This window comes from Streptomyces sp. M2CJ-2 (assembly GCF_016757295.1).
GTDB lineage: Bacteria > Actinomycetota > Actinomycetes > Streptomycetales > Streptomycetaceae > Streptomyces.
Map to the genome: position 1 here is coordinate 33,923 of NZ_JAESIF010000021.1, position 18,685 is coordinate 52,607.

Genomic DNA, 18,685 nt, shown 5'->3' on the forward strand with positions numbered 1-18,685 from the left:
ACCGCGGCGAGCGAAGGAACGAAGGACCCGCCCGTGGAACGCCGCACCACAGAGCCCCGCCCCGGCTGGCAGCAGACCGTCGAGGAACAAGGGCTCATCTACCCCCTCACCCTCCCCCAGGCCCTCGAGTCCGCCCGAGCGGCGGGGATGCCCGTCCCCGACGACGCCTGGGTGCCCTACTGGGACGAGAGCGCCTACTACGTCTTCGGCCTGGACGAGGTCGAGGCGCTGGAGGAGGTCGTCGAGGAACTGCACCGCATGTGTCTCGCGGCCGCCGAGCACATCGTCACCGCCGACCGCTTCGCCGACCTCGGCATCACCGACCCGCGGGTCGTCGGAGCGGTCACCGAGGCCTGGCACCGGCGCGCCGAACTCCCCTCCGTCTACGGCCGCTTCGACCTCCGCTACGACGGAACCGGCCCCGCGAAGCTCCTGGAGTACAACGCCGACACCCCCACCTCCCTCGTGGAGGCGGCCTCGCCGCAGTGGTTCTGGATGGAGGAGCGCTTCCCCGGCGCCGACCAGTGGAACTCGCTGCACGAACGCCTCGTCGACGCCTGGCGGAAACAGGCCGCCCTCCTCCCGCCGGGCAGCCCCCTGCACTTCGCCCACTCCTCGGCCGACGAGGTCGGCGAGGACCTCATGACCGTCGCCTACCTCAAGGAGACCGCCGAACAGGCGGGCCTCGACACCGAGTGGCTCTCCATGGAGGAGATCGGCTGGGACCGGCTCTCCGGCCGCTTCGTCGACAAGAACCTCCGGTTCATCCGCAGCATCTTCAAGCTGTACCCCTGGGAGTGGCTCACCACCGACCGCTTCGCCGACCACGTCCTCGACACCCTCGACAACGGCGGCGGCACCGGCAGCACCCTGTGGATCGAGCCGGCCTGGAAGATGCTGCTCAGCAACAAGGCCCTGCTGGCGATCCTCTGGGAGCTCTACCCGGACCATCCCAACCTCCTCCCGGCCCACCTCGACGGCCCGCGCGACCTGGCGTCGGGCCCCGGCTACGTGGCCAAGCCGCTGCTCGGCCGCGAGGGCGCCGGTGTGACGATCCACCAGCCGGGCAGCGCCCCCGTCGTCCGCGACGAACCCTGCTGCTACCAGCAACTCGCCCCGCTGCCGGACTTCGACGGCAACCACGTCGTCCTCGGCGCATGGACCGTCGGGGACGAGTCCGCCGGCCTCGGCATCCGCGAGTCCTCGGGCCTCATCACCGACGAGTACGCCCGCTTCCTGCCCCACGTGATCCTCTAGCGCGCCGAAGGGGCGCGGGAAGGCGCCGATACGCGACTCCGTCGCGGGGCACGATCAGCCGCGGCGAACCCGCGGAGGGCAACCGGCAGCCGCCGGACGGACGCCCCCGCCCGCATGGCGGACGCCTCGCCACGGCACTCCGTGCCGCCCGGTAGGCTGGCCGAGGGCCGTGACTGGCGTGCTGGGATGGGACCGACCATCGGGGAGCGGCCCCCGGATCACCCCCGGGTGCCCGGTACGAGTGCCGTGCGCCTGGGCCATGCCGTGAACGCCGAACGCCACGTCCGGAGGTCCTCATGTCCGCCGAGCCCCTCTCCACCGCTTCCACCGCCTTCCGCTCCGCCCTCGACGTGATCCGCGCCGTCGAGCCGCGCGTCGCCGACGCCATCGGCCAGGAGGTCGCCGACCAGCGCGAGATGCTCAAGCTGATCGCCTCCGAGAACTACGCCTCCCCGGCCACCCTCCTGGCGATGGGCAACTGGTTCAGCGACAAGTACGCCGAGGGCACCGTCGGCCGCCGCTTCTACGCCGGCTGCCGCAACGTCGACACCGTCGAGTCGCTGGCCGCCGAACACGCCAAGGAGCTCTTCGGCGCCCGCCACGCCTACGTCCAGCCGCACTCGGGCATCGACGCCAACCTGGTCGCCTTCTGGTCCGTGCTCGCCCAGCGCGTCGAGGTACCCGCCCTGGAGAAGGCCGGCGTCCGCCAGGTCAACGACCTCTCCGAGGCCGACTGGGCCGAACTGCGCCGCGCCTTCGGCAACCAGCGCATGCTCGGCATGTCCCTGGACGCCGGCGGCCACCTCACCCACGGCTTCCGCCCGAACATCTCAGGAAAGATGTTCGACCAGCGTTCCTACGGCACCGACCCGGCCACCGGCCTCCTCGACTACGAGGCGCTGCGCACCTCCGCCCGCGAGTTCAAGCCGCTGATCATCGTCGCCGGCTACTCCGCCTACCCCCGTCTGGTGAACTTCCGGATCATGCGCGAGATCGCCGACGAGGTCGGCGCCACGCTCATGGTCGACATGGCCCACTTCGCCGGTCTCGTCGCCGGCAAGGTCCTCACCGGAGACTTCGACCCGGTCCCGCACGCCCAGATCGTCACCACCACCACCCACAAGTCGCTGCGCGGCCCGCGCGGCGGCATGGTCCTGTGCGACGACTCCCTCAAGGACCAGGTCGACCGCGGCTGCCCGATGGTCCTGGGCGGTCCGCTCCCGCACGTCATGGCCGCCAAGGCGGTCGCCCTGGCGGAGGCGCGGCAGCCCTCCTTCCAGGACTACGCCCAGCGTGTCGTGGACAACTCCCGCGCCCTCGCCGACGGCCTGATGCGCCGCGGCGCCACCCTGGTCACCGGCGGCAGCGACAACCACCTCAACCTGATCGACGTCGCCACCTCCTACGGCCTCACCGGCCGCCAGGCCGAGGCCGCCCTGCTGGAGTCGGGCATCGTCACCAACCGCAACAGCATCCCGGCCGACCCCAACGGCGCCTGGTACACCTCCGGCATCCGCATCGGCACCCCCGCGCTGACCACCCGCGGTCTGGGCACCGCCGAGATGGACGAGGTCGCCGGTCTCATCGACCGTGTCCTCACCAGCACGGAGTCCGGCACCACCAAGTCCGGCGCCCCCTCCAAGGCCTCCCACGTCCTCGACACGCAGGTCGCCGACGAGATCTCCCGCCGCGCCACCGATCTGGTCGCCGGCTTCCCGCTGTACCCGGAGATCGACCTCGGCTGACGCACCGGGCGGCTCAGAGGTCGATCAGCTCCTGACGCGGCTCCCCGCGCGGCGGCCCGGCACCGTACCGGGCCGCCGCGCGGCGTGTCAGCAAGGCCCCGGCGATGCCCGCCCCGACCCCCGCGGCAGCCCACCACACCCGGTCCCGCACGCCGTCGCCGTCGTCGGGATCGGCGGGCCCCGCCCCGAGGAAACCGGCGTCGTCCAGACGGTCGTAGACCTCCCGCGGCACCCGGTGCCAGCGGATGTCGTCGTCCGGCAGGTCCGGCGCCGGGTCCGTGCGCACCCACGGCGTGCCGTCCCCGGCGAGGAACAGTTGGTCCTGGCGCAGCATCGCCACGTCGCCACCCGGTGCCCGCCGCGTCTGCGGCCAACCCCCGACCCCGGTCAGCCCCCACAGCACGGTGAACCGCACCGGGGGCCAGCGGCCCTCCGTCCAGGCCTCCGGCACCCGCTCCGTGCCCGTGTACGCCGGGTCCAGCAGGCTCCGCAGCCGGTCGAAGTCGGCCTCCCCGGCGTGCCAGGACGCGGTGCGTCCGGTGCCGGACCACACGACCACCGCCACGTCCGGCTCTCCGGCGGACGGCGCCCCGTCCGCCGCGGCCCCCGGCGCCCCCGCCGACAGCACCGCCGCCGTCGCCGCGATCGCGCACACCCACTGCCGCATGCCGCTCCCCTCCCACCCGCTGCCCAGCCGTCCCCAGCTCTCCTCGCCCCTTGTCGCACCGCCGCGGGCGGAACGGAACCCCCTGGGCCGAACCAGTGCCCGACCGCTCCCCGCGGCCTGAGAGAATGGTGAACATGGCTTCTCCGCGCGTGCTCTCCGGTATCCAGCCGACCTCCGGCTCGTTCCACCTCGGCAACTACCTCGGTGCCGTCCGCCAGTGGGTCGACATGCAGAACACCCACGACGCGTTCTACATGGTCGTCGACCTGCACGCGATCACGGTCCCGCAGGACCCGAAGCAACTGCGCGAGAACACCCGGGTCGCCGCCGCCCAGCTCCTCGCGGCCGGCCTCGACCCGGACCGCTGCACGTTGTTCGTCCAGAGCCACGTCCCCGAACACGCGCAGCTCGGCTGGCTGATGAACTGCATCACCGGCTTCGGCGAGGCCTCCCGGATGACCCAGTTCAAGGACAAGTCCGCCAAGCAGGGCAGCGACCGTGCCACCGTCGGCCTGTTCACGTACCCGATGCTGATGGTCGCCGACATCCTGCTCTACCAGGCCGACCAGGTCCCGGTCGGTGAGGACCAGCGCCAGCACCTGGAGCTGACCCGCGACCTCGCGGACCGCTTCAACCAGACCTACGGCGACACCTTCACCGTCCCGAGCGCGTACATCCTCAAGGAGACGGCGAAGATCTACGACCTTCAGGACCCGACCGCCAAGATGAGCAAGTCGGCGGCCACCCAGAAGGGCCTGATCAACCTGCTCGACGAGCCGAAGGCCACCGCGAAGAAGGTCAGGAGCGCGGTCACGGACACCGACACGGTGGTCCGTTTCGACCGCGAGCACAAGCCCGGCGTCAGCAACCTCCTGACGATCTACTCGACCCTCACCGGAGCGGGTATCACCGAATTGGAGGAGCGGTACGCCGGCAAGGGCTACGGTGCGCTGAAGACGGACCTCGCCGAGGCCGTGGTCGAGTTCGTGACTCCCTTCAGGGAGCGCACCCAGCAGTACCTGGACGACTCCGAGACGCTCGACTCGATCCTGGCCAAGGGCGCGGAGAAGGCGCGTGCCGTCGCCGCGGAGACCCTCACCCGGGCCTACGACCGGGTGGGCTTCCTGAGCGCCAAGCACTGAACGGACCGGGGCGTCGGTCGTACTGAACGCGACCCGGGCACCGATCCGTACCACCGGGTGAGCGCCGTACATCACGCCGACTGCGCCTGCCCGGGGCGGGGCCGTGGTCGTACAGTCGGGTAGAGGGTGACCGCTCCGGCGGTCACCGGGCGCTCGGCGGAATCACCATCACAACGAAGGAGACGACGTGGGGACCGTAACGATCGGTGTGTCGATCGCGGTCCCGGAGCCCCACGGCAGCCGGCTTCAGCAGCTGCGCGCGGGCTTCGGCGACGCCGCTGCTCACGGTATCCCCACGCATGTCACCCTGCTGCCGCCGACGGAGGTCGACGAGGGCGACCTGGCGGCCGTCGAGGCGCATCTGAGCGAGGTCGCCGCGGCCGGTCGGCCGTTCCCCATGCGGCTGTCGGGCACCGGCACCTTCCGGCCGCTGTCGCCGGTCGTGTTCGTCCGGATCGTGGAGGGCGCCGAGGCCTGCACCTGGCTGCAGAAGCAGGTCCGCGACGCGTCCGGTCCCGTCGCCCGTGAGCTGCAGTTCCCGTACCACCCGCACGTCACCGTGGCGCACGGGATCGACGAGGCGGCGATGGACCGCGCCTTCGAGGAACTCGCCGACTACGAGGCGCACTGGCCCTGCACCGGCTTCGCGCTCTACGAACAGGGCGCCGACGCGGTGTGGCGCAAGCTGCGGCAGTTCCCGTTCGGCTCGCCGGCGGTGCCGCCGCAGGCCGGGCGCGCGGACTGCGGCTCCGTCTCCGCGCACTGACCGGGTTCCGGCCCGGCCCGGCGGGGGCAGAGGCGGTTCATGGACTGGCTGAAGAAACTCCCGGTCGTCGGCCCGTGGGCGGTGCGACTGATGCGCACCCACGCGTGGCGGTCGTACGAGCGGTTGGACCGCGTGCACTGGACGCGGCTGGCCGCCGCGATGACGTTCACCAGCTTCGTCGCGCTGTTCCCGCTGCTCACGGTCGCCGCCGCGATCGGCGCCGCCGCACTCGGCCAGGAGCAGCAGGACACCCTCCAGGAGAAGATCACCCAGCAGGTGCCCGGCATCTCCGACCAGTTGGACATCGGGGGCTTGGTGGAGAACGCCGGCACCGTGGGCCTCATCGCCGGTGCCGTCCTGCTGTTCATCGGCATCAGCTGGGCCGGATCCATGCGCGAGTGCCTGCGCGCGGTGTGGGAGCTGCCCGACGAGGAGGAGAACCCCGCCCTGCGCAAGGCCAAGGACGCGGGCGTCCTCGTCGGGCTCGGCGGCGCGGTCCTGATCACCCTGGGCGCGTCCGTCGTCGCCTCCGCGATGGTCGGCCGGATCAGCAGGGCCATCGGGCTGGAGGAGGGCGGCTGGGGCGGGATCGTGCTGCACGTCGCGGCCTTCGCCGTCGCCGTGGGCGCCGACTTCCTGCTCCTGCTGTACGTCCTGACCCTGCTGCCCGGCGTCGAACCCGCCCGCCGCCGCCTGGTGGTGGCCGCGCTCATCGGCGCGGTCGGTTTCGAACTGCTGAAACTGCTGCTCAGCGGTTATCTGCAGGGTGTGGCCGCGAAGAGCATGTACGGCGCGTTCGGCGTCCCGGTGGCCCTGCTGCTGTGGATCAACTTCACCGCGAAACTGGTCCTGTTCTGCGCCGCCTGGACCGCGACGACGCAGAACGAGGAGACCGGGCTCACGGACGCGAGCGGCGGCGCACCAGATCCGGCAGCGGCCAACGGCGGTTGACCAGGAACGCCCCGCCCGCGAGCAGCGCCAGCGCCCCGCCCGCGACGGCGAGCGCGGTCCCCATGCCGTCGGTGCCGCCCCCGGTCGCGGCGCTCGCCACCGGCTCGGCGCCCGCGGCGCCGGGCATGCCGTCACCGGCGCCGCCCGCCTCACCGGGGGAGGCGGAGGCATCCGGCCGGGCGCCCGCCTGCACGGCGTTCTTCGGCGGCACCAGCTCACCCACCGGATCGACCTTGCCGGCCGCCTTGAAACCCCAGTCGAAGAGCTTCGCGGTCTCCTTGTAGACCGCGTTGCTCCCGCCCTCCTGCGGGTTCATCACGGTGACGAGCAGCACGGTGCCGTCCTGCTCGGCGACCCCGGTGAAGGTCGCGCCCGCGTTGGTGGTGTTGCCGTTCTTCACACCCGCGATGCCCTCGTAGACGGGCACGTCGTAGTCGCCGGACAGCAGCCGGTTGGTGTTCTGGATCTCGAAGGACTTGCGGACCTTCTTGCCCTTCTTGTTCTTCTTCGTCTCGCCCGGGAAGTCGGCGCGGACCGTCGAGGCGTACTCCCGGAAGGCCTTCTTCTGCAGCCCGGAGCGGGCTATCAGCGTCAGGTCGTACGCGGAGGACACCTGTCCCTCGGCGTCGTAGCCGTCGGGGCTGACCACGTGTGTATCGAGGGCCTGGAGCTCCTCGGCGTGCTCGTTCATCTCCTGGACGGTGTTCTCGATGCCGTCGTTCATCGCCGCCAGCACCCGCACGGCGTCGTTGCCGGAGCGAAGGAAGACGCCCAGCCACAGGTCGTGGACGGTGTAGGTCTCCTCCTCCTTGATCCCGACCATGCTGGAGCCGGGGCCGATACCGGCGAGGTCGGAGGGGGCGACCTCGTGCTCGGCGGATCCGGGCCACTTCGGCAGCAGCGTGTCGGCGAACAGCATCTTCAGGGTGCTCGCCGGGGCCAGCCGCCAGTGCGCGTTGTGCGCGGCGAGCACCTCGCCGGACTCGGCGTCGGCGACGATCCAGGAACGGGCCGACAGTTCCTTCGGCAGCACCGGGACCCCGCTCGCGAGGTCGACCTGCGTTCCCGGCTGCCCGAGCCGGGCGCCGCCCACCGACGACATGGTCGCCGGGGGAGTGGCCGAAGGGCTGCTCGAAGGGCTCGGCGCCGCGAGTGCGACGGGAGCGGTCAGCGCGGTGGACAACAGAACGGCGGAAGTGACCAGCAGTGATCGCCGGATGGAGTTCTTGGGTGCGGGCACGGACGGAAACGTACATGCCCCGTCCAGGGAAGTCCCTCTTCCGTCCCCACCCCGCGAACGGAACCGGACACCGTCCGGCGATACTGGATCCATGCCGTGCCCGTCCGGGGAACAACCCCTGGCCCCCCGGCCGACTCCGGGTGCCCGGAGTTGCGATGAAAGGTTCGATCTGGTGAAGCTCAGCCGCCCCGTCTCCTGGTTCCTGCTCGCCTTCGGGGTGTGGAGCTGGATCATCTGGATCACTTTCGTCAAGAACCTGGTCAAGGACGGCAGCGGGCTCGCGTTCGACGACGGCGAGCCGACGGCGTACTTCTGGGTCCATCTGCTGCTGGCCGTCGTCTCCTTCGTATTGGGGACGGTCATCGGGGCCATCGGGTTGCGTGGTCTGCGCGCACTGAGCCGGACGTCACGGACGTCGTAACGGAAAACTGGGGAACACCGCACCGTGCCCATCGTCTTCGTACTCGTCGCACTGCTGGTCCTCGCCGTACTGGTGACGGGCAACTGGTACATGTGGCGCCGTCTGTTCCGCGACACGACCCGGGGGCCGGGTGCCGTGCGCCGCTGGGGTGTCCTGGTGTTCGCCGGAGGCTGGACGCTGACCTTCGCGGCCTTCTTCGCCACGCGCAGCGGTGCCCCGTTCTGGCTCAAGCAGGTCCTGGCCTGGCCGGGCTACCTCTGGCTGGCCCTGTGCCTCTACCTGCTGCTGGCGGTGCTCGCGGGTGAGGTCGTCCGCCCGGTGCTGCGCCTGTTCCTGGAGCGCCGGGCGGCGCGGCGGACGGCACCGCCGCACGAGGAGCCGACGCCGATACCCGCGGAGCCGACACCGATACCCGCGGGGGCGACGGCCGCCGCACCGGGATCGGCGCGGCCTGCGGACCGGGACACCCCTGCCCCCGGCACCGACCCCGCCCCTCCCGCCCCTTCTTCGGCCCCCGCCGGTCCCTCCCGTCGTCTCTTCGTCTCCCGGGTGGTCGCCGGGGCCGCCGCCGCGGCGGCCGTCGGGACGGTCGGGTACGGCACGGCCGGCGTGGTGCGCGGACCGCGGGTGAAGCGGGTCACCGTGCCGCTCGCCAAGCTGCCCCGCGCGGCGCACGGTTACCGGATCGCGGTGGTCAGCGACATCCACCTGGGACCCGTTCTCGGCCGGGGCTTCGCGCAGAAGGTCGTCGACACGATCAACTCGACCCAGCCCGACCTGATCGCCGTCGTCGGCGATCTGGTGGACGGCAACGTGAAGGAACTCGGTCCGGCCGCGGCCCCCCTGGCGCAGCTGACGGCGAGGCACGGCTCCTTCTTCGTCACCGGGAACCACGAGTACTTCTCCGGCGCCGAGGAGTGGGTCGAGGAGGTGCGCCGGCTCGGTCTGCGTCCCCTGGAGAACGCCCGCACGGAACTCCCGCACTTCGACCTCGCCGGGGTGAACGACCTGGCCGGTGAGAACTACGGCCAGGGCCCCGACTACGCGCGGGCGCTCGGCGACCGGGACCGGGCACGCGCGTGCGTGCTCCTCGCCCACCAGCCGGTGATGGTCCACGAGGCCGTCGACCACGGCGTCGACCTCCAGCTCTCCGGCCACACCCACGGCGGCCAGCTCTGGCCCGCCAGCTACCTCGCCGCCGCCGCCAATCCGACCCTCGCGGGCCTGGACCGGTACGGCGACACCCAGCTGTACGTCAGCCGCGGCGCCGGCGCCTGGGGCCCGCCGACCCGGATCGGTGCGCCGTCGGACATCACGGTGATCGAACTGGCGTCGAAGCAGACCTGACGGCGGCCCGTACGCCTGCGCGCGAGGAGTGGTCAGCCGAGCGGTGCGGTGCGGTCGTGCTCGGCGGCTGTCGTACCGCGGGGTCTCGCCGGGTCGGGCAGGGCCCTGGTCAGGCCCGGCAGGAAGTCCGTGAACAGTTCGTGGACCTCGCGGACCAGCGGGCGCAGTACGCGGAAACGGGCCAGGGCGACACTCCGCGCGGTGATGCGGGCGCCGCGCTCGGCGAGGCGGTGACTGCGTTCGCGGTCCTCGGTGCGGTCGAAGATCCAGTACAGGACGAGGCCCATCTGGGCCAGCCACATCAACTCGGGCAGCACCTCCCGCAGTTCCGGTGCGACCTTGGCCCCCGACCCGGCCAGCACCTCCTGGTGGACGCCGATCGCCAGCACGCGCGCGTGCTCCGACTCGGGGGAGAAGGGGCTGAGCGGGCTGTCCGGGTCGGCGGCGTTCTTGAAGAACTGCACCGCGAACTCGTGGTACGGCGTGGCGATGTCCAGCCATGCCTTCAGCACGCCCGCGAGCCGGGCCTCCAGCTCGGTCTCCCGGTCCAGGATCTCCCGGACCACCTGCCGGTGCTCGGTGGCGATCCGGTCGTAGAACCCCTGGATCAGGTGTTCCTTGCCCTCGAAGTAGTAGTACGCGTTGCCGACGGAGACCCCGGCCTCCGTGGCGATGGCCCGCATGGTCGTCCTGTCGTACCCGCGCTCCCGGAACAGCCGCATGGCCGTCTCCAGGATCAGGGCGCGGGTCTGCTCGGACTTGCTGGGTGCGGCACCGTCGCCGGGGCCGTCGTTCTTGGCGGGCACGGGAGGAGAGCCTAACGGCACGCCGAAGGACCCCCTGCCGGGAGGAAGACCCTGCGGGGGAGGAAGACCCCGCAGGGCGGCGCGGGGACCGTCCTGATTCCCGTCGCGGGTACGGCCGGTGGTCACGGCCGGCGCCCGAGCTGAGGGCGCTTGGTGTAGTCGGTCAGGCCGACCACGTTCCCCCAGGGGTCGGCGAACTCGACGGTCCAGCCGGTGGCGCCCGAGAAGGGCCCGTCGAGCAGACCGATCCCGGCGCCGCTCAACGCCTCGGCGGCGACCCGGGCGTCGGGCACCTCCAGCCACACCCGCACGGAGGGCCACACCGGCGGTCGGCACCCCAGCCCCTCCTCGAGCCGCAGCACCATCCCGGGCGTCTCGCCGCCCACCTTCAGCTGGACGATCCTGGCCTCGTCCAGCCGGAAGCCGACGGGGAACCCGGCCCGACCGTAGAATCCGACGGCCTCGTCAAGGTCCCCGACGGGCAGCAGAACATGGTCGAACCCGAGCAGTTCGTAGGACTCGTCACCTGACATGACGTCACATTAGGTGCTTTCCTTCCGAAGTCGGCAGATGAGGGGACGGAGTGGTGGCGGGTCACCCTTTCGGAGGGGCGGCCGAGGCGGGGGCCCCGACTTCTCTTTGCCGTCCGCGTCCTGCAAGATGACTGGCAGTTTCCGCATCTTCCAGGAGAGACACCACCGTGAGCGAGCAGCCGCAGCAGCCGCAGCAGCCGTCCCAGCCGCCTGGTTTCGGCCCTCCGAACCCCGGCGCGGCCGGTCAGTCCGGCCCCTACGGCTACCCGCAGGCCGGCCAGCCCGGCCAGCCCGGTTACGGCTACCCCCAGCAGCCCTCCGGCGGCTACCCGCCGTCCGTCTACCAGCAGGCCGGTTACCAGCAGCCCCCGGGGTTCCCGCAGGGCGACCCTCACGCGCCCTACGGGTACGACCCCTACGGCCGTCCGTACTCGGACAAGTCGAAGATCGTCGCCGGTGTCCTCCAGCTCTTCATCGGCTCCTTGGGCATCGGCCGCTTCTACGTCGGTTCGGTCGGCATCGGCATCGCCCAGCTGCTCACCTGTGGCGGCCTCGGCATCTGGTCGCTGATCGACGGCATCATGTACCTGGTCAGCAACGACCGCACGGACGAGCAGGGGCGGATCCTGCGTGGCTGACGCGGCTCGTTCCGCGTCGGCCGGAGGGCGACCGCGGTGGCATCCCGCGGTGCCCCCCGTCGCGCTGCTGGTCGCGGGCGTCGCGGGTGCCGCCTACCTGTGGGGCACCGACCCGCACGAGCCCGGCCACGTCCTGCCCCGGTGCCCGTTCCGGGCCGTCACCGGCCTGCTGTGCCCGGCCTGCGGCGGTACCCGCATGGTGTACGACCTGATGCACGGTCACTTCGCCGCGGCCTGGCTGGACAACCGGGCCCTGCTGCTCGCCGCGCCGTTGGCGCTGGTGCTGTGGGGGCGCTGGACGATCGAGGGCCTGCGGGGCCGCTTCTGGGCTCCCCGGCTCGCTCCCTGGGTCCAGGTGCTGATCCTGCTGACGGCGGTGGCCTGGACGGTGGCCCGCAACATCGTCCGATGAAACACGTGATCACGGTACGGGAACGTTTGTTCCTCCCCTCTCCCTCCTCGCCGACCCGGCCGTTTACGCTCCTCACGCGCAGGGGGGACAGCTGACGGACCACGGGCTGTCGCGCGTGGTCGCGTACGCGGTCGTCGGATGCTCCCTCCTGGGCCGTCCGGGCGGAGTCGCCCGGTACATACCGCTTTCTTTCTCTGTCTTTTCCCCAGGAGAACCGCCATGACCGTCCCTCCCAACCCCCAGGCCCCCTTCGGCTTCGACCCGCAGGGCCGTCCGTACTCGGACAAGTCGAAGATCGTCGCCGGTGTCCTCCAGCTCTTCCTGGGGGGCCTGGGCATCGGCCGGTTTTACGTCGGTTCGGTCGGCGTCGGCATCGCCCAGCTGCTCACCTGCGGCGGCCTCGGCATCTGGTCGCTGATCGACGGCATCATCTTCCTGGTCAGCAACGACCGCACCGACAAGGAGGGCCGCGTGCTGCGCGGCTGACGCCGTCCGGGCCCTGCCCGGCGGCCCTGTACCGCCCGGCGGCACGAACGGACCGAGGGCCCCGATCCAGTGGATCGGGGCCCTCGGTCGTCACGGCGCAGAGCGTCGGGAGAACGTCAGAAGCGGCGCGTGATGAGCGCCCGCTTCACCTCCGCGATCGCCTTGGTGACCTCGATGCCGCGCGGGCACGCGTCCGTGCAGTTGAAGGTCGTCCGGCAGCGCCAGACGCCGTCACGGTCGTTGAGGATCTCCAGGCGCTGCTCGCCGGCCTCGTCACGCGAGTCGAAGATGAAACGGTGCGCGTTGACGATCGCGGCCGGACCGAAGTACTGGCCGTCGTTCCAGAAGACCGGGCACGAGGACGTGCAGGCGGCGCACAGGATGCACTTCGTCGTGTCGTCGAAGCGCTCGCGGTCCTCGGCGGACTGCAGCCGCTCACGCGTCGGCTCGTTGGTCTCCTTCGTGATCAGGAAGGGCATCACGTCCCGGTACGCCTGGAAGAACGGCTCCATGTCCACGACCAGGTCCTTGAGGACCGTGAGGCCCTTGATGGGCTCGACCGTGATCGGCTTCTCGGGGTTGAGGTCCTTGATCAGCGTCTTGCACGCCAGGCGGTTGGTGCCGTTGATCCGCATGGCGTCGGAGCCGCAGATGCCGTGGGCGCAGGAGCGGCGGAAGGTCAGGGTGCCGTCCAGGTCCCACTTGATCTTGTGCAGACCGTCGAGGACGCGTTCCTTGGGGTCGATCTCCAGCTGGAAGTCTTCCCAGGTCGCCTCCGCCGAGACCTCCGGGTTGAACCGGCGGACCCGGAAGGTGACGGTGATGTAGGGGGAGTCGGCGGAACCGGGCTCGGGCGATCCGGCCGCGTCCGCCTTGTCCAGAACAGGGGTAGCCATCAGTACTTACGCTCCATCGGCTGGTAGCGGGTCTGGACGACCGGCTTGTAGTCGAGACGGATGGACTCGGTGCCGTCGTCGCCCACCTCGCGGTACGCCATGGTGTGGCGCATGAAGTTGACGTCGTCGCGGTTCGGGTAGTCCTCGCGGTAGTGACCGCCGCGGGACTCCTTGCGGGCCAGCGCGGAGACGGCCATGACCTCGGCCAGCTCGAGCAGGTTGCCCAGCTCGACGGCCTCCAGCAGGTCGGTGTTGAACCGCTTGCCCTTGTCCTGGATGGCGACGTTCCTGTAGCGCTCGCGCAGCTCCCCGATCTTCTCGACCGCCGTCTTGATCGTCTGCTCGGTGCGGAACACCATGACGTTGGCGTCCATGGTCTCCTGCAGCTCGCGGCGGATCTCGGCCACCCGCTCGGTGCCGGTGGAGGACCGCAGCCGCTCGATCTGCTCGGTGACGAACGCCTCAGGGTTCTCCGGCAGCTCGACGAAGTCGGTCGTGTGCGCGTACTCGGCCGCCGCGATGCCCGCCCGCTTGCCGAACACGTTGATGTCCAGCAGCGAGTTGGTGCCCAGGCGGTTGGCGCCGTGCACCGACACGCACGCGACCTCACCGGCCGCGTACAGGCCCGGCACGACGGTGGTGTTGTCCGACAGGACCTCGCCCTGGACGTTCGTCGGGATGCCGCCCATGGCGTAGTGCGCGGTCGGCTGGATCGGGATCGGGTCCGTGTACGGCTCGATGCCCAGGTAGGTGCGCGCGAACTCCGTGATGTCGGGCAGCTTGGCGTCCAGCTGCTCCGGCGGGAGGTGGGTCAGGTCCAGGTAGACGTGGTCGCCCTCGGGACCGCAGCCGCGGCCCTCGCGGATCTCCGTGTAGATGGACCGGGACACGACGTCACGGGAGGCGAGGTCCTTCATGACCGGCGCGTACTTCTCCATGAAGCGCTCGCCGTCCTTGTTGCGCAGGATGCCGCCCTCACCGCGGGCGCCCTCCGTCAGCAGGATGCCCATGCGCCAGATGCCGGTCGGGTGGAACTGGAAGAACTCCATGTCCTCCAGCGGCAGCCCGCGCCGGTACACGGCCGCCTGGCCGTCACCGGTCAGGGTGTGCGCGTTGGACGTCACCTTGAAGAACTTGCCGTTGCCGCCGGAGGCGTAGATCACGGACTTCGCCTGGAAGACGTGGAGCTCACCGGTGGCCAGCTCGTACGCCACCACACCGGCCGACTTCTTGACGCCGTCGACCTCGGTGATCAGCTGGTCCAGGACGTAGAACTCGTTGAAGAACTCCACGCCCTCCTTGACGCAGTTCTGGTACAGCGTCTGAAGGATCATGTGACCGGTGCGGTCGGCCGCGTAGCAGGAGCGGCGGACCGGGGCCTCGCCGTGGTTGCGGCTGTGGCCGCCGAAGCGGCGCTGGTCGATGGTGCCGTCCGGGGTGCGGTTGAACGGCAGGCCCATCTTCTCCAGGTCGAGGACGGAGTCGATGGCCTCCTTCGCCAGGATCTCTGCGGCGTCCTGGTCGACGAGGTAGTCACCGCCCTTGACCGTGTCGAAGGTGTGCCACTCCCAGTTGTCCTCCTCCACGTTGGCCAGCGCGGCGGCCATGCCGCCCTGCGCGGCGCCCGTGTGGGAGCGGGTGGGGTAGAGCTTGGTCAGCACGGCGGTGCGGCTGCGCTTGGTCGACTCGATGGCCGCGCGCATGCCCGCGCCGCCGGCGCCGACGATGACGGTGTCGTACTTGTGGATCTTCATGAGTTTCGCAGCCCCGTGCCTAGCGGATGTTCGGGTCGAAGGTGAAGATCACCAGCGTGCCCAGCAGGATGGTGAACACCGTGGCGGTGTAGAGCAGGCCCTTGAGCCACAGCCGGGTGTTCGTGCGCTCCGCGTAGTCGTTGATGACCGTGCGCAGGCCGTTCGCTCCGTGCAGCATCGCGAGCCACAGCATCAGCAGGTCCCAGACCTGCCAGAACGGCGAGGCCCAGCGGCCCGCCACGAAGGCGAAGCCGATCTTGGAGACGCCGCCGTCCAGGACGAGCTGGATCAGCAGGTGCCCGATGACCAGGACGACCAGGACGATGCCGGACAGGCGCATGAACAGCCAGGCGACCATCTCGAAGTTGCCCCGGGTGGTCTTCGGGGTCTTCTTGGTGCGCGCCCGGGGCGGCTCGATGACGGGCGCCGGGTTGTCGACCGAGTAGAGCGAGGCACCTTCGACGGGGCCGATGCCCGAAGGGGTGGATTCAGTCGTGGACATTGGCGTCAGCTCCCGAACAGTTCACGAGCGGCGTGGCCGAGCACGGGGTAGATCGCCCCGAGCATCAGCACGACCCACACGGCGACGACGGTCCAGAGCATCTGCTTCTGGTACCGGGCGCCCTGGATCCAGAAGTCGACGGCGATGACACGCAGGCCGTTGAGCGCGTGGAAGAGGACGGCGGCCACGAGGCCGTACTCCAGCAGCGCGACGATCGGCGTCTTGTACGTGGCCACGACGGTGTCGTAGGCCTCCGGGGACACTCGCACGAGGGCGGTGTCCAGTACGTGGACGAACAGGAAGAAGAAGATGAGGACGCCGGTGACTCGATGAGCCACCCAGGACCACATTCCTTCCCGGCCGCGGTACAGCGTTCCAGCCGGCACGGAAATTTCCTCCGGGAGCGGGGGTTGGGGCCGCGCCGGCTTTCTCCGTGTCGGTCGGGCCCGGCCGGGTACGGTCCACCGGCCCCTAGCATCGTAGCCAGGTGTCGCCGCGAGGTGGACAGGGGCCCTGCTGCCGTGATCGAACTGGCACGCTTACGGGCTAGAGAAGCGGCTTCTGGGATGGGATGTCCGGTGACGGCCCGGGGTGGCGCCGACGGGGCGGGTGCCGTGGCCCGTCAGCGGTCCCCGTCCGAGAGGAGAGCGGTCAGGCGGCCCCGTGCCAGGCGCCGGAGTTCCTCCCCCGCGACCAGGCGCTCCTCCTCCGGATCGTTGGCCAATCGTGACCGGATGCCTTCCAGTACGTGGTCCAGCACCTCGTCCGGCCTCAGGTCGTCCACGTAGATGACGAACGGGTGCCCGAACCGGCTCTCGTAGGCCGTGTTGGCGGCGTTCAGTGCCGTGTGGGCGGCGGAGTACGCGCCCTTCGGGAGGTCGGGGAGGGCCTCCGCGGACAGGGCCGCGACGCGCTCCGCGCGGGGCAGGTCGTAGGCGGCCTCGTCCGCTGCCGCCAGGAGGGAGGTCAGGTCCGGGTACGGGCGGTGGCTCGCGACGCGCACCGCCCAGCCGGGGCTGTGCAGACAGGTCAGCAGGGCGCGCTCGGCGTCCTCGGCGGACGCGGCGTTGAAGCGCTCCAGCGGGGACGGGACGCCGCCGGGCGTGTCGGTCGATCCGGGCGTGTCGGGCGTGGGCGTGCCGCGGGACTGTCCGGGTATGGCGACACGGCCGGGGCGATGCGGGAGACGGTGCGCAGGCAGCGTGGGTCCTCGGGGGTGTCACGGGTGTCGGTGGCTGGGTCTGTCGGTGGGCGGGGCGACGGGGTGGCGGGGTATCGAGGTGGTGGGGTGACGAGGTGGTGAGGGATCGGGCAGTGGGTGGTGTGAGAGTTGTGTCGTCACGTTATCGAGTGAGTCCATGACGTGTCCGATCGATATCCGAAATTCACCCGGACGGGAGAGTTTCGGAACAGCCCGTCGATGCCCTTCATCCGTACGGGTCGTAGGTTGGCCGTGTGAGTCAGCACAGGCAGGGCAGGCGTCAGGCTCGTCGGGCACATCGGGCATCGGTTCGGAAGAAGCAGCGTCGGGTGCTGGTCGTGGCCCTGGCCGCGGGCGCGGTGGTCGCGGCGGCCGGGGTGGGGCTCGGACTCTGGGCGACCTCGGACGACGCCGGTTCCGCCGCCTCCCGGTCCGAGAACTCCGCGGGCTCGCCGCCGGAGCCGAGTCCCACCCGCTCCTACCCGCTGTCCCAGGCGCCCCGGACCATACCCGCCGTCCGCGACCACAGTGCCGAGCGCGGCCCCGGCTGGCGTCCCGAGCGTGGTCACCGGGTGGTCGTCGGCGATCCGGCGCTGGCCGACGAGGGCCGCCTCATAGCCGGTGAGCTGGGCCTGACGTACGCGGGGGAGAAGGACGACGAGCGCGCCGGGGACCTGCGCCTGGTGCTGAACAAGGACAAGGGCGCGAACCCCGAGTCGTACACCATGACCGTGCGGGGCGGCCGGGTGACCGTCAGCGCTCCCGCCGAGGCGGGCGTCTTCTACGGCACCCGTACCCTCAAGCAGCAGATACGCGGCGCCGAGACCGCCCCCGAGGGCGTCGTGCGCGACGAGCCCGCCAAGCAGCGGCGCGGGATGATGCTGGACGTCGCGCGCAAGCATTTCACCGCCGACTGGATAGAGGACCGGGTCCGCGAGCTCGGCGACCTGAAGTTCAACGAGCTGGGGCTGCACTTCTCCGACGACCAGGGCTTCCGCATCGAGTCCGACTCGCACCCGGAGATCGTCTCCGCCCAGCACCTGACCAAGGCGCAGGTCAAGCGGATCGTCGACCTCGCGGCGAGCCGGCACATCACCGTCGTGCCCGAGATCGACTCGCCAGGACACCTCGGCGCGGTCATCGCCGCCCACCCCGACCTCCAGCTGCGCAACGTGAACGGCGGCGTGGTGCGCGGCGCGATCGACATCTCCAAGGACGCGTCCGCCGAGATCGTCGACGACCTGCTGAACGAGTACGCCGGACTCTTCCCCGGCGGGCAGTGGCACCTCGGCGCCGACGAGTACCAGGCGCTGGTGGTCTCCGACCCCGAGGCGTCGTTCCCGGGCCTGGCCGCCGCCGCGCGGGAGAAGTACGGCTCCGGCGCCACGGTCGAGGACCTGGCCACCGGCTGGCTCAACGACCGGGCCGACACCGTCCGCGCCCACGACCGCACGCCCCGCGCCTGGAACGACGGCTTCTTCAAGGGCGGTTCGGTGCGGGCGGCCGAGGACGTCCAGATCGCCTACTGGACCGGCAAGGAGATCGGCGCCCGCCAGCCGGTGGAGTACCTGAGCGAGGGCCGCGACGTCATCAACTACAACGACGAGTTCCTCTACTACGTGCTCGGGGAGCCGCAGACCTTCGTCTATCCGACGGGCGAGCGGATCTACGAGCAGTGGACGCCGCTGGTGCTGCGCGGCACCACCGCGGTGCCCGCCCAGTACGACGGACAGATCCTCGGCGGGTCCTTCGCCGTCTGGTGCGACCTGGCGAACTCCCAGACCCAGGAGCAGGTCGCGGCCGGGATACGGATGCCGCTGCGGGCGACGGTGCAGAAACTCTGGCACCCGGACGGCGAACCGGAGCTGTCCTGGGCGGAGTTCCGGGCCCTGGCGGACAAGCTGGACTGAGCCGGCGGTTG

General features: G+C 70.8%; 20 protein-coding genes. 11 read left to right on the top strand and 9 right to left on the bottom strand.

The features are described from left to right. Positions 1-33: 33 nt before the first annotated feature. Together JL475_RS18065 and JL475_RS18070 are read left to right on the top strand one after the other, a co-directional pair. The gene (locus JL475_RS18065; RefSeq protein ID WP_202278757.1) at positions 34-1,257 is read left to right on the top strand and encodes a glutathionylspermidine synthase family protein; all 1,224 of its coding nucleotides are present in this window, start codon (positions 34-36) and stop codon (positions 1,255-1,257) included. 296 nt (positions 1,258-1,553) lie between these two features. After that, on the top strand, positions 1,554-3,002 hold the full coding sequence (locus tag JL475_RS18070) for a glycine hydroxymethyltransferase (protein ID WP_202278758.1): 1,449 nt from the start codon (positions 1,554-1,556) through the stop codon (positions 3,000-3,002). Between the two features lie 13 nt (positions 3,003-3,015). Here the strand turns inward: JL475_RS18070 and JL475_RS18075 are convergent, their stop codons facing one another. Beyond that, complete coding sequence (locus tag JL475_RS18075) at positions 3,016-3,669, bottom strand: hypothetical protein (RefSeq protein WP_202278759.1); 654 nt, start codon at positions 3,667-3,669, stop codon at positions 3,016-3,018. A gap of 128 nt (positions 3,670-3,797) precedes the next feature. Here JL475_RS18075 and trpS point away from each other — a divergent pair, with 128 nt between their 5' ends. The 3 genes from trpS (at position 3,798) to JL475_RS18090 (ending at position 6,528) form a co-directional block, all read left to right on the top strand. Next, entirely contained in the window at positions 3,798-4,811 is a 1,014-nt protein-coding gene (trpS, locus tag JL475_RS18080; protein WP_307825090.1) for a tryptophan--tRNA ligase, read from the top strand. Positions 4,812-4,998: 187 nt separating this feature from the next. Beyond that, positions 4,999-5,577 (top strand): 2'-5' RNA ligase family protein, encoded by a 579-nt coding sequence (locus tag JL475_RS18085; RefSeq protein ID WP_202278761.1) that lies wholly within the window; start codon positions 4,999-5,001, stop codon positions 5,575-5,577. Positions 5,578-5,616: 39 nt separating this feature from the next. Then, positions 5,617-6,528 (top strand): YihY/virulence factor BrkB family protein, encoded by a 912-nt coding sequence (locus JL475_RS18090; RefSeq protein ID WP_202278762.1) that lies wholly within the window; start codon positions 5,617-5,619, stop codon positions 6,526-6,528. Here JL475_RS18090 and JL475_RS18095 read toward each other — a convergent pair. After that, complete coding sequence (locus JL475_RS18095; protein WP_307825085.1) at positions 6,476-7,768, bottom strand: D-alanyl-D-alanine carboxypeptidase; 1,293 nt, start codon at positions 7,766-7,768, stop codon at positions 6,476-6,478. The genes JL475_RS18090 and JL475_RS18095 overlap by 53 nt on opposite strands. Before the next feature lie 172 nt (positions 7,769-7,940). Between JL475_RS18095 and JL475_RS40080 the strand changes: the two genes are divergently transcribed. Continuing rightward, a complete protein-coding gene (locus tag JL475_RS40080; RefSeq protein ID WP_307825086.1) occupies positions 7,941-8,189 on the top strand; it encodes an SCO4848 family membrane protein in 249 nt (82 codons plus the stop codon). A 24-nt stretch (positions 8,190-8,213) separates the two neighbouring features. Next, positions 8,214-9,536, top strand: a complete 1,323-nt coding sequence (locus tag JL475_RS18100; protein ID WP_202278764.1) for a metallophosphoesterase — start codon at positions 8,214-8,216, stop codon at positions 9,534-9,536. 32 nt (positions 9,537-9,568) lie between these two features. On the opposite strand, the gene JL475_RS18105 is transcribed toward JL475_RS18100, so the two are convergent. Both JL475_RS18105 and JL475_RS18110 read right to left on the bottom strand, forming a co-directional pair. Then, positions 9,569-10,342 carry a TetR/AcrR family transcriptional regulator gene (locus JL475_RS18105; RefSeq protein ID WP_202278765.1) on the bottom strand — a complete coding sequence of 258 codons (774 nt, stop codon included), beginning with the start codon at positions 10,340-10,342 and terminating at the stop codon, positions 9,569-9,571. A gap of 122 nt (positions 10,343-10,464) precedes the next feature. Beyond that, on the bottom strand, positions 10,465-10,875 hold the full coding sequence (locus JL475_RS18110; RefSeq protein ID WP_202278766.1) for a VOC family protein: 411 nt from the start codon (positions 10,873-10,875) through the stop codon (positions 10,465-10,467). A 167-nt stretch (positions 10,876-11,042) separates the two neighbouring features. Between JL475_RS18110 and JL475_RS18115 the strand changes: the two genes are divergently transcribed. From JL475_RS18115 to JL475_RS18125, 3 genes are all read left to right on the top strand, one after another. After that, the gene (locus JL475_RS18115; protein WP_202278767.1) at positions 11,043-11,513 is read left to right on the top strand and encodes a TM2 domain-containing protein; all 471 of its coding nucleotides are present in this window, start codon (positions 11,043-11,045) and stop codon (positions 11,511-11,513) included. Beyond that, positions 11,506-11,925, top strand: a complete 420-nt coding sequence (locus tag JL475_RS18120) for a DUF2752 domain-containing protein (RefSeq protein ID WP_202278768.1) — start codon at positions 11,506-11,508, stop codon at positions 11,923-11,925. The genes JL475_RS18115 and JL475_RS18120 overlap by 8 nt, the downstream gene beginning before the upstream one ends. Before the next feature lie 219 nt (positions 11,926-12,144). Then, positions 12,145-12,411 (top strand): TM2 domain-containing protein, encoded by a 267-nt coding sequence (locus JL475_RS18125; RefSeq protein WP_202278769.1) that lies wholly within the window; start codon positions 12,145-12,147, stop codon positions 12,409-12,411. A gap of 116 nt (positions 12,412-12,527) precedes the next feature. Here the strand turns inward: JL475_RS18125 and JL475_RS18130 are convergent, their stop codons facing one another. The 5 genes from JL475_RS18130 to JL475_RS18150 form a co-directional block, all read right to left on the bottom strand. Continuing rightward, entirely contained in the window at positions 12,528-13,307 is a 780-nt protein-coding gene (locus JL475_RS18130) for a succinate dehydrogenase iron-sulfur subunit (protein WP_202278770.1), read from the bottom strand. Beyond that, positions 13,307-15,061 carry a succinate dehydrogenase flavoprotein subunit gene (gene sdhA / locus JL475_RS18135; protein ID WP_202278771.1) on the bottom strand — a complete coding sequence of 585 codons (1,755 nt, stop codon included), beginning with the start codon at positions 15,059-15,061 and terminating at the stop codon, positions 13,307-13,309. Before sdhA ends, JL475_RS18130 begins: the two co-directional genes overlap by 1 nt. Before the next feature lie 19 nt (positions 15,062-15,080). Next, the gene (locus JL475_RS18140; protein WP_202278772.1) at positions 15,081-15,563 is read right to left on the bottom strand and encodes a succinate dehydrogenase hydrophobic membrane anchor subunit; all 483 of its coding nucleotides are present in this window, start codon (positions 15,561-15,563) and stop codon (positions 15,081-15,083) included. 5 nt (positions 15,564-15,568) lie between these two features. After that, positions 15,569-15,949 carry a succinate dehydrogenase, cytochrome b556 subunit gene (gene sdhC, locus JL475_RS18145; RefSeq protein WP_202278773.1) on the bottom strand — a complete coding sequence of 127 codons (381 nt, stop codon included), beginning with the start codon at positions 15,947-15,949 and terminating at the stop codon, positions 15,569-15,571. Positions 15,950-16,185: 236 nt separating this feature from the next. Next, on the bottom strand, positions 16,186-16,764 hold the full coding sequence (locus JL475_RS18150; protein ID WP_307825091.1) for a 2-oxo-4-hydroxy-4-carboxy-5-ureidoimidazoline decarboxylase: 579 nt from the start codon (positions 16,762-16,764) through the stop codon (positions 16,186-16,188). A 329-nt stretch (positions 16,765-17,093) separates the two neighbouring features. Between JL475_RS18150 and JL475_RS18155 the strand changes: the two genes are divergently transcribed. After that, positions 17,094-18,674 (top strand): glycoside hydrolase family 20 protein, encoded by a 1,581-nt coding sequence (locus JL475_RS18155; RefSeq protein ID WP_307825087.1) that lies wholly within the window; start codon positions 17,094-17,096, stop codon positions 18,672-18,674. Positions 18,675-18,685: the final 11 nt, after the last annotated feature.

What these genes read in the sequence shown, in the direction of transcription:
- JL475_RS18070 (WP_202278758.1), top strand. Translation starts at nt 1,554, where the DNA reads ATGTCCGCCGAGCCCCTCTCCACCGCTTCCACCGCCTTCCGCTCCGCC.
- JL475_RS18075 (WP_202278759.1), bottom strand. Translation starts at nt 3,669, where the DNA reads ATGCGGCAGTGGGTGTGCGCGATCGCGGCGACGGCGGCGGTGCTGTCG.
- JL475_RS18090 (WP_202278762.1), top strand. Translation starts at nt 5,617, where the DNA reads ATGGACTGGCTGAAGAAACTCCCGGTCGTCGGCCCGTGGGCGGTGCGA.
- JL475_RS18110 (WP_202278766.1), bottom strand. Translation starts at nt 10,875, where the DNA reads ATGTCAGGTGACGAGTCCTACGAACTGCTCGGGTTCGACCATGTTCTG.
- JL475_RS18125 (WP_202278769.1), top strand. Translation starts at nt 12,145, where the DNA reads ATGACCGTCCCTCCCAACCCCCAGGCCCCCTTCGGCTTCGACCCGCAG.
- JL475_RS18130 (WP_202278770.1), bottom strand. Translation starts at nt 13,307, where the DNA reads ATGGCTACCCCTGTTCTGGACAAGGCGGACGCGGCCGGATCGCCCGAG.
- sdhA (WP_202278771.1), bottom strand. Translation starts at nt 15,061, where the DNA reads ATGAAGATCCACAAGTACGACACCGTCATCGTCGGCGCCGGCGGCGCG.
- JL475_RS18140 (WP_202278772.1), bottom strand. Translation starts at nt 15,563, where the DNA reads ATGTCCACGACTGAATCCACCCCTTCGGGCATCGGCCCCGTCGAAGGT.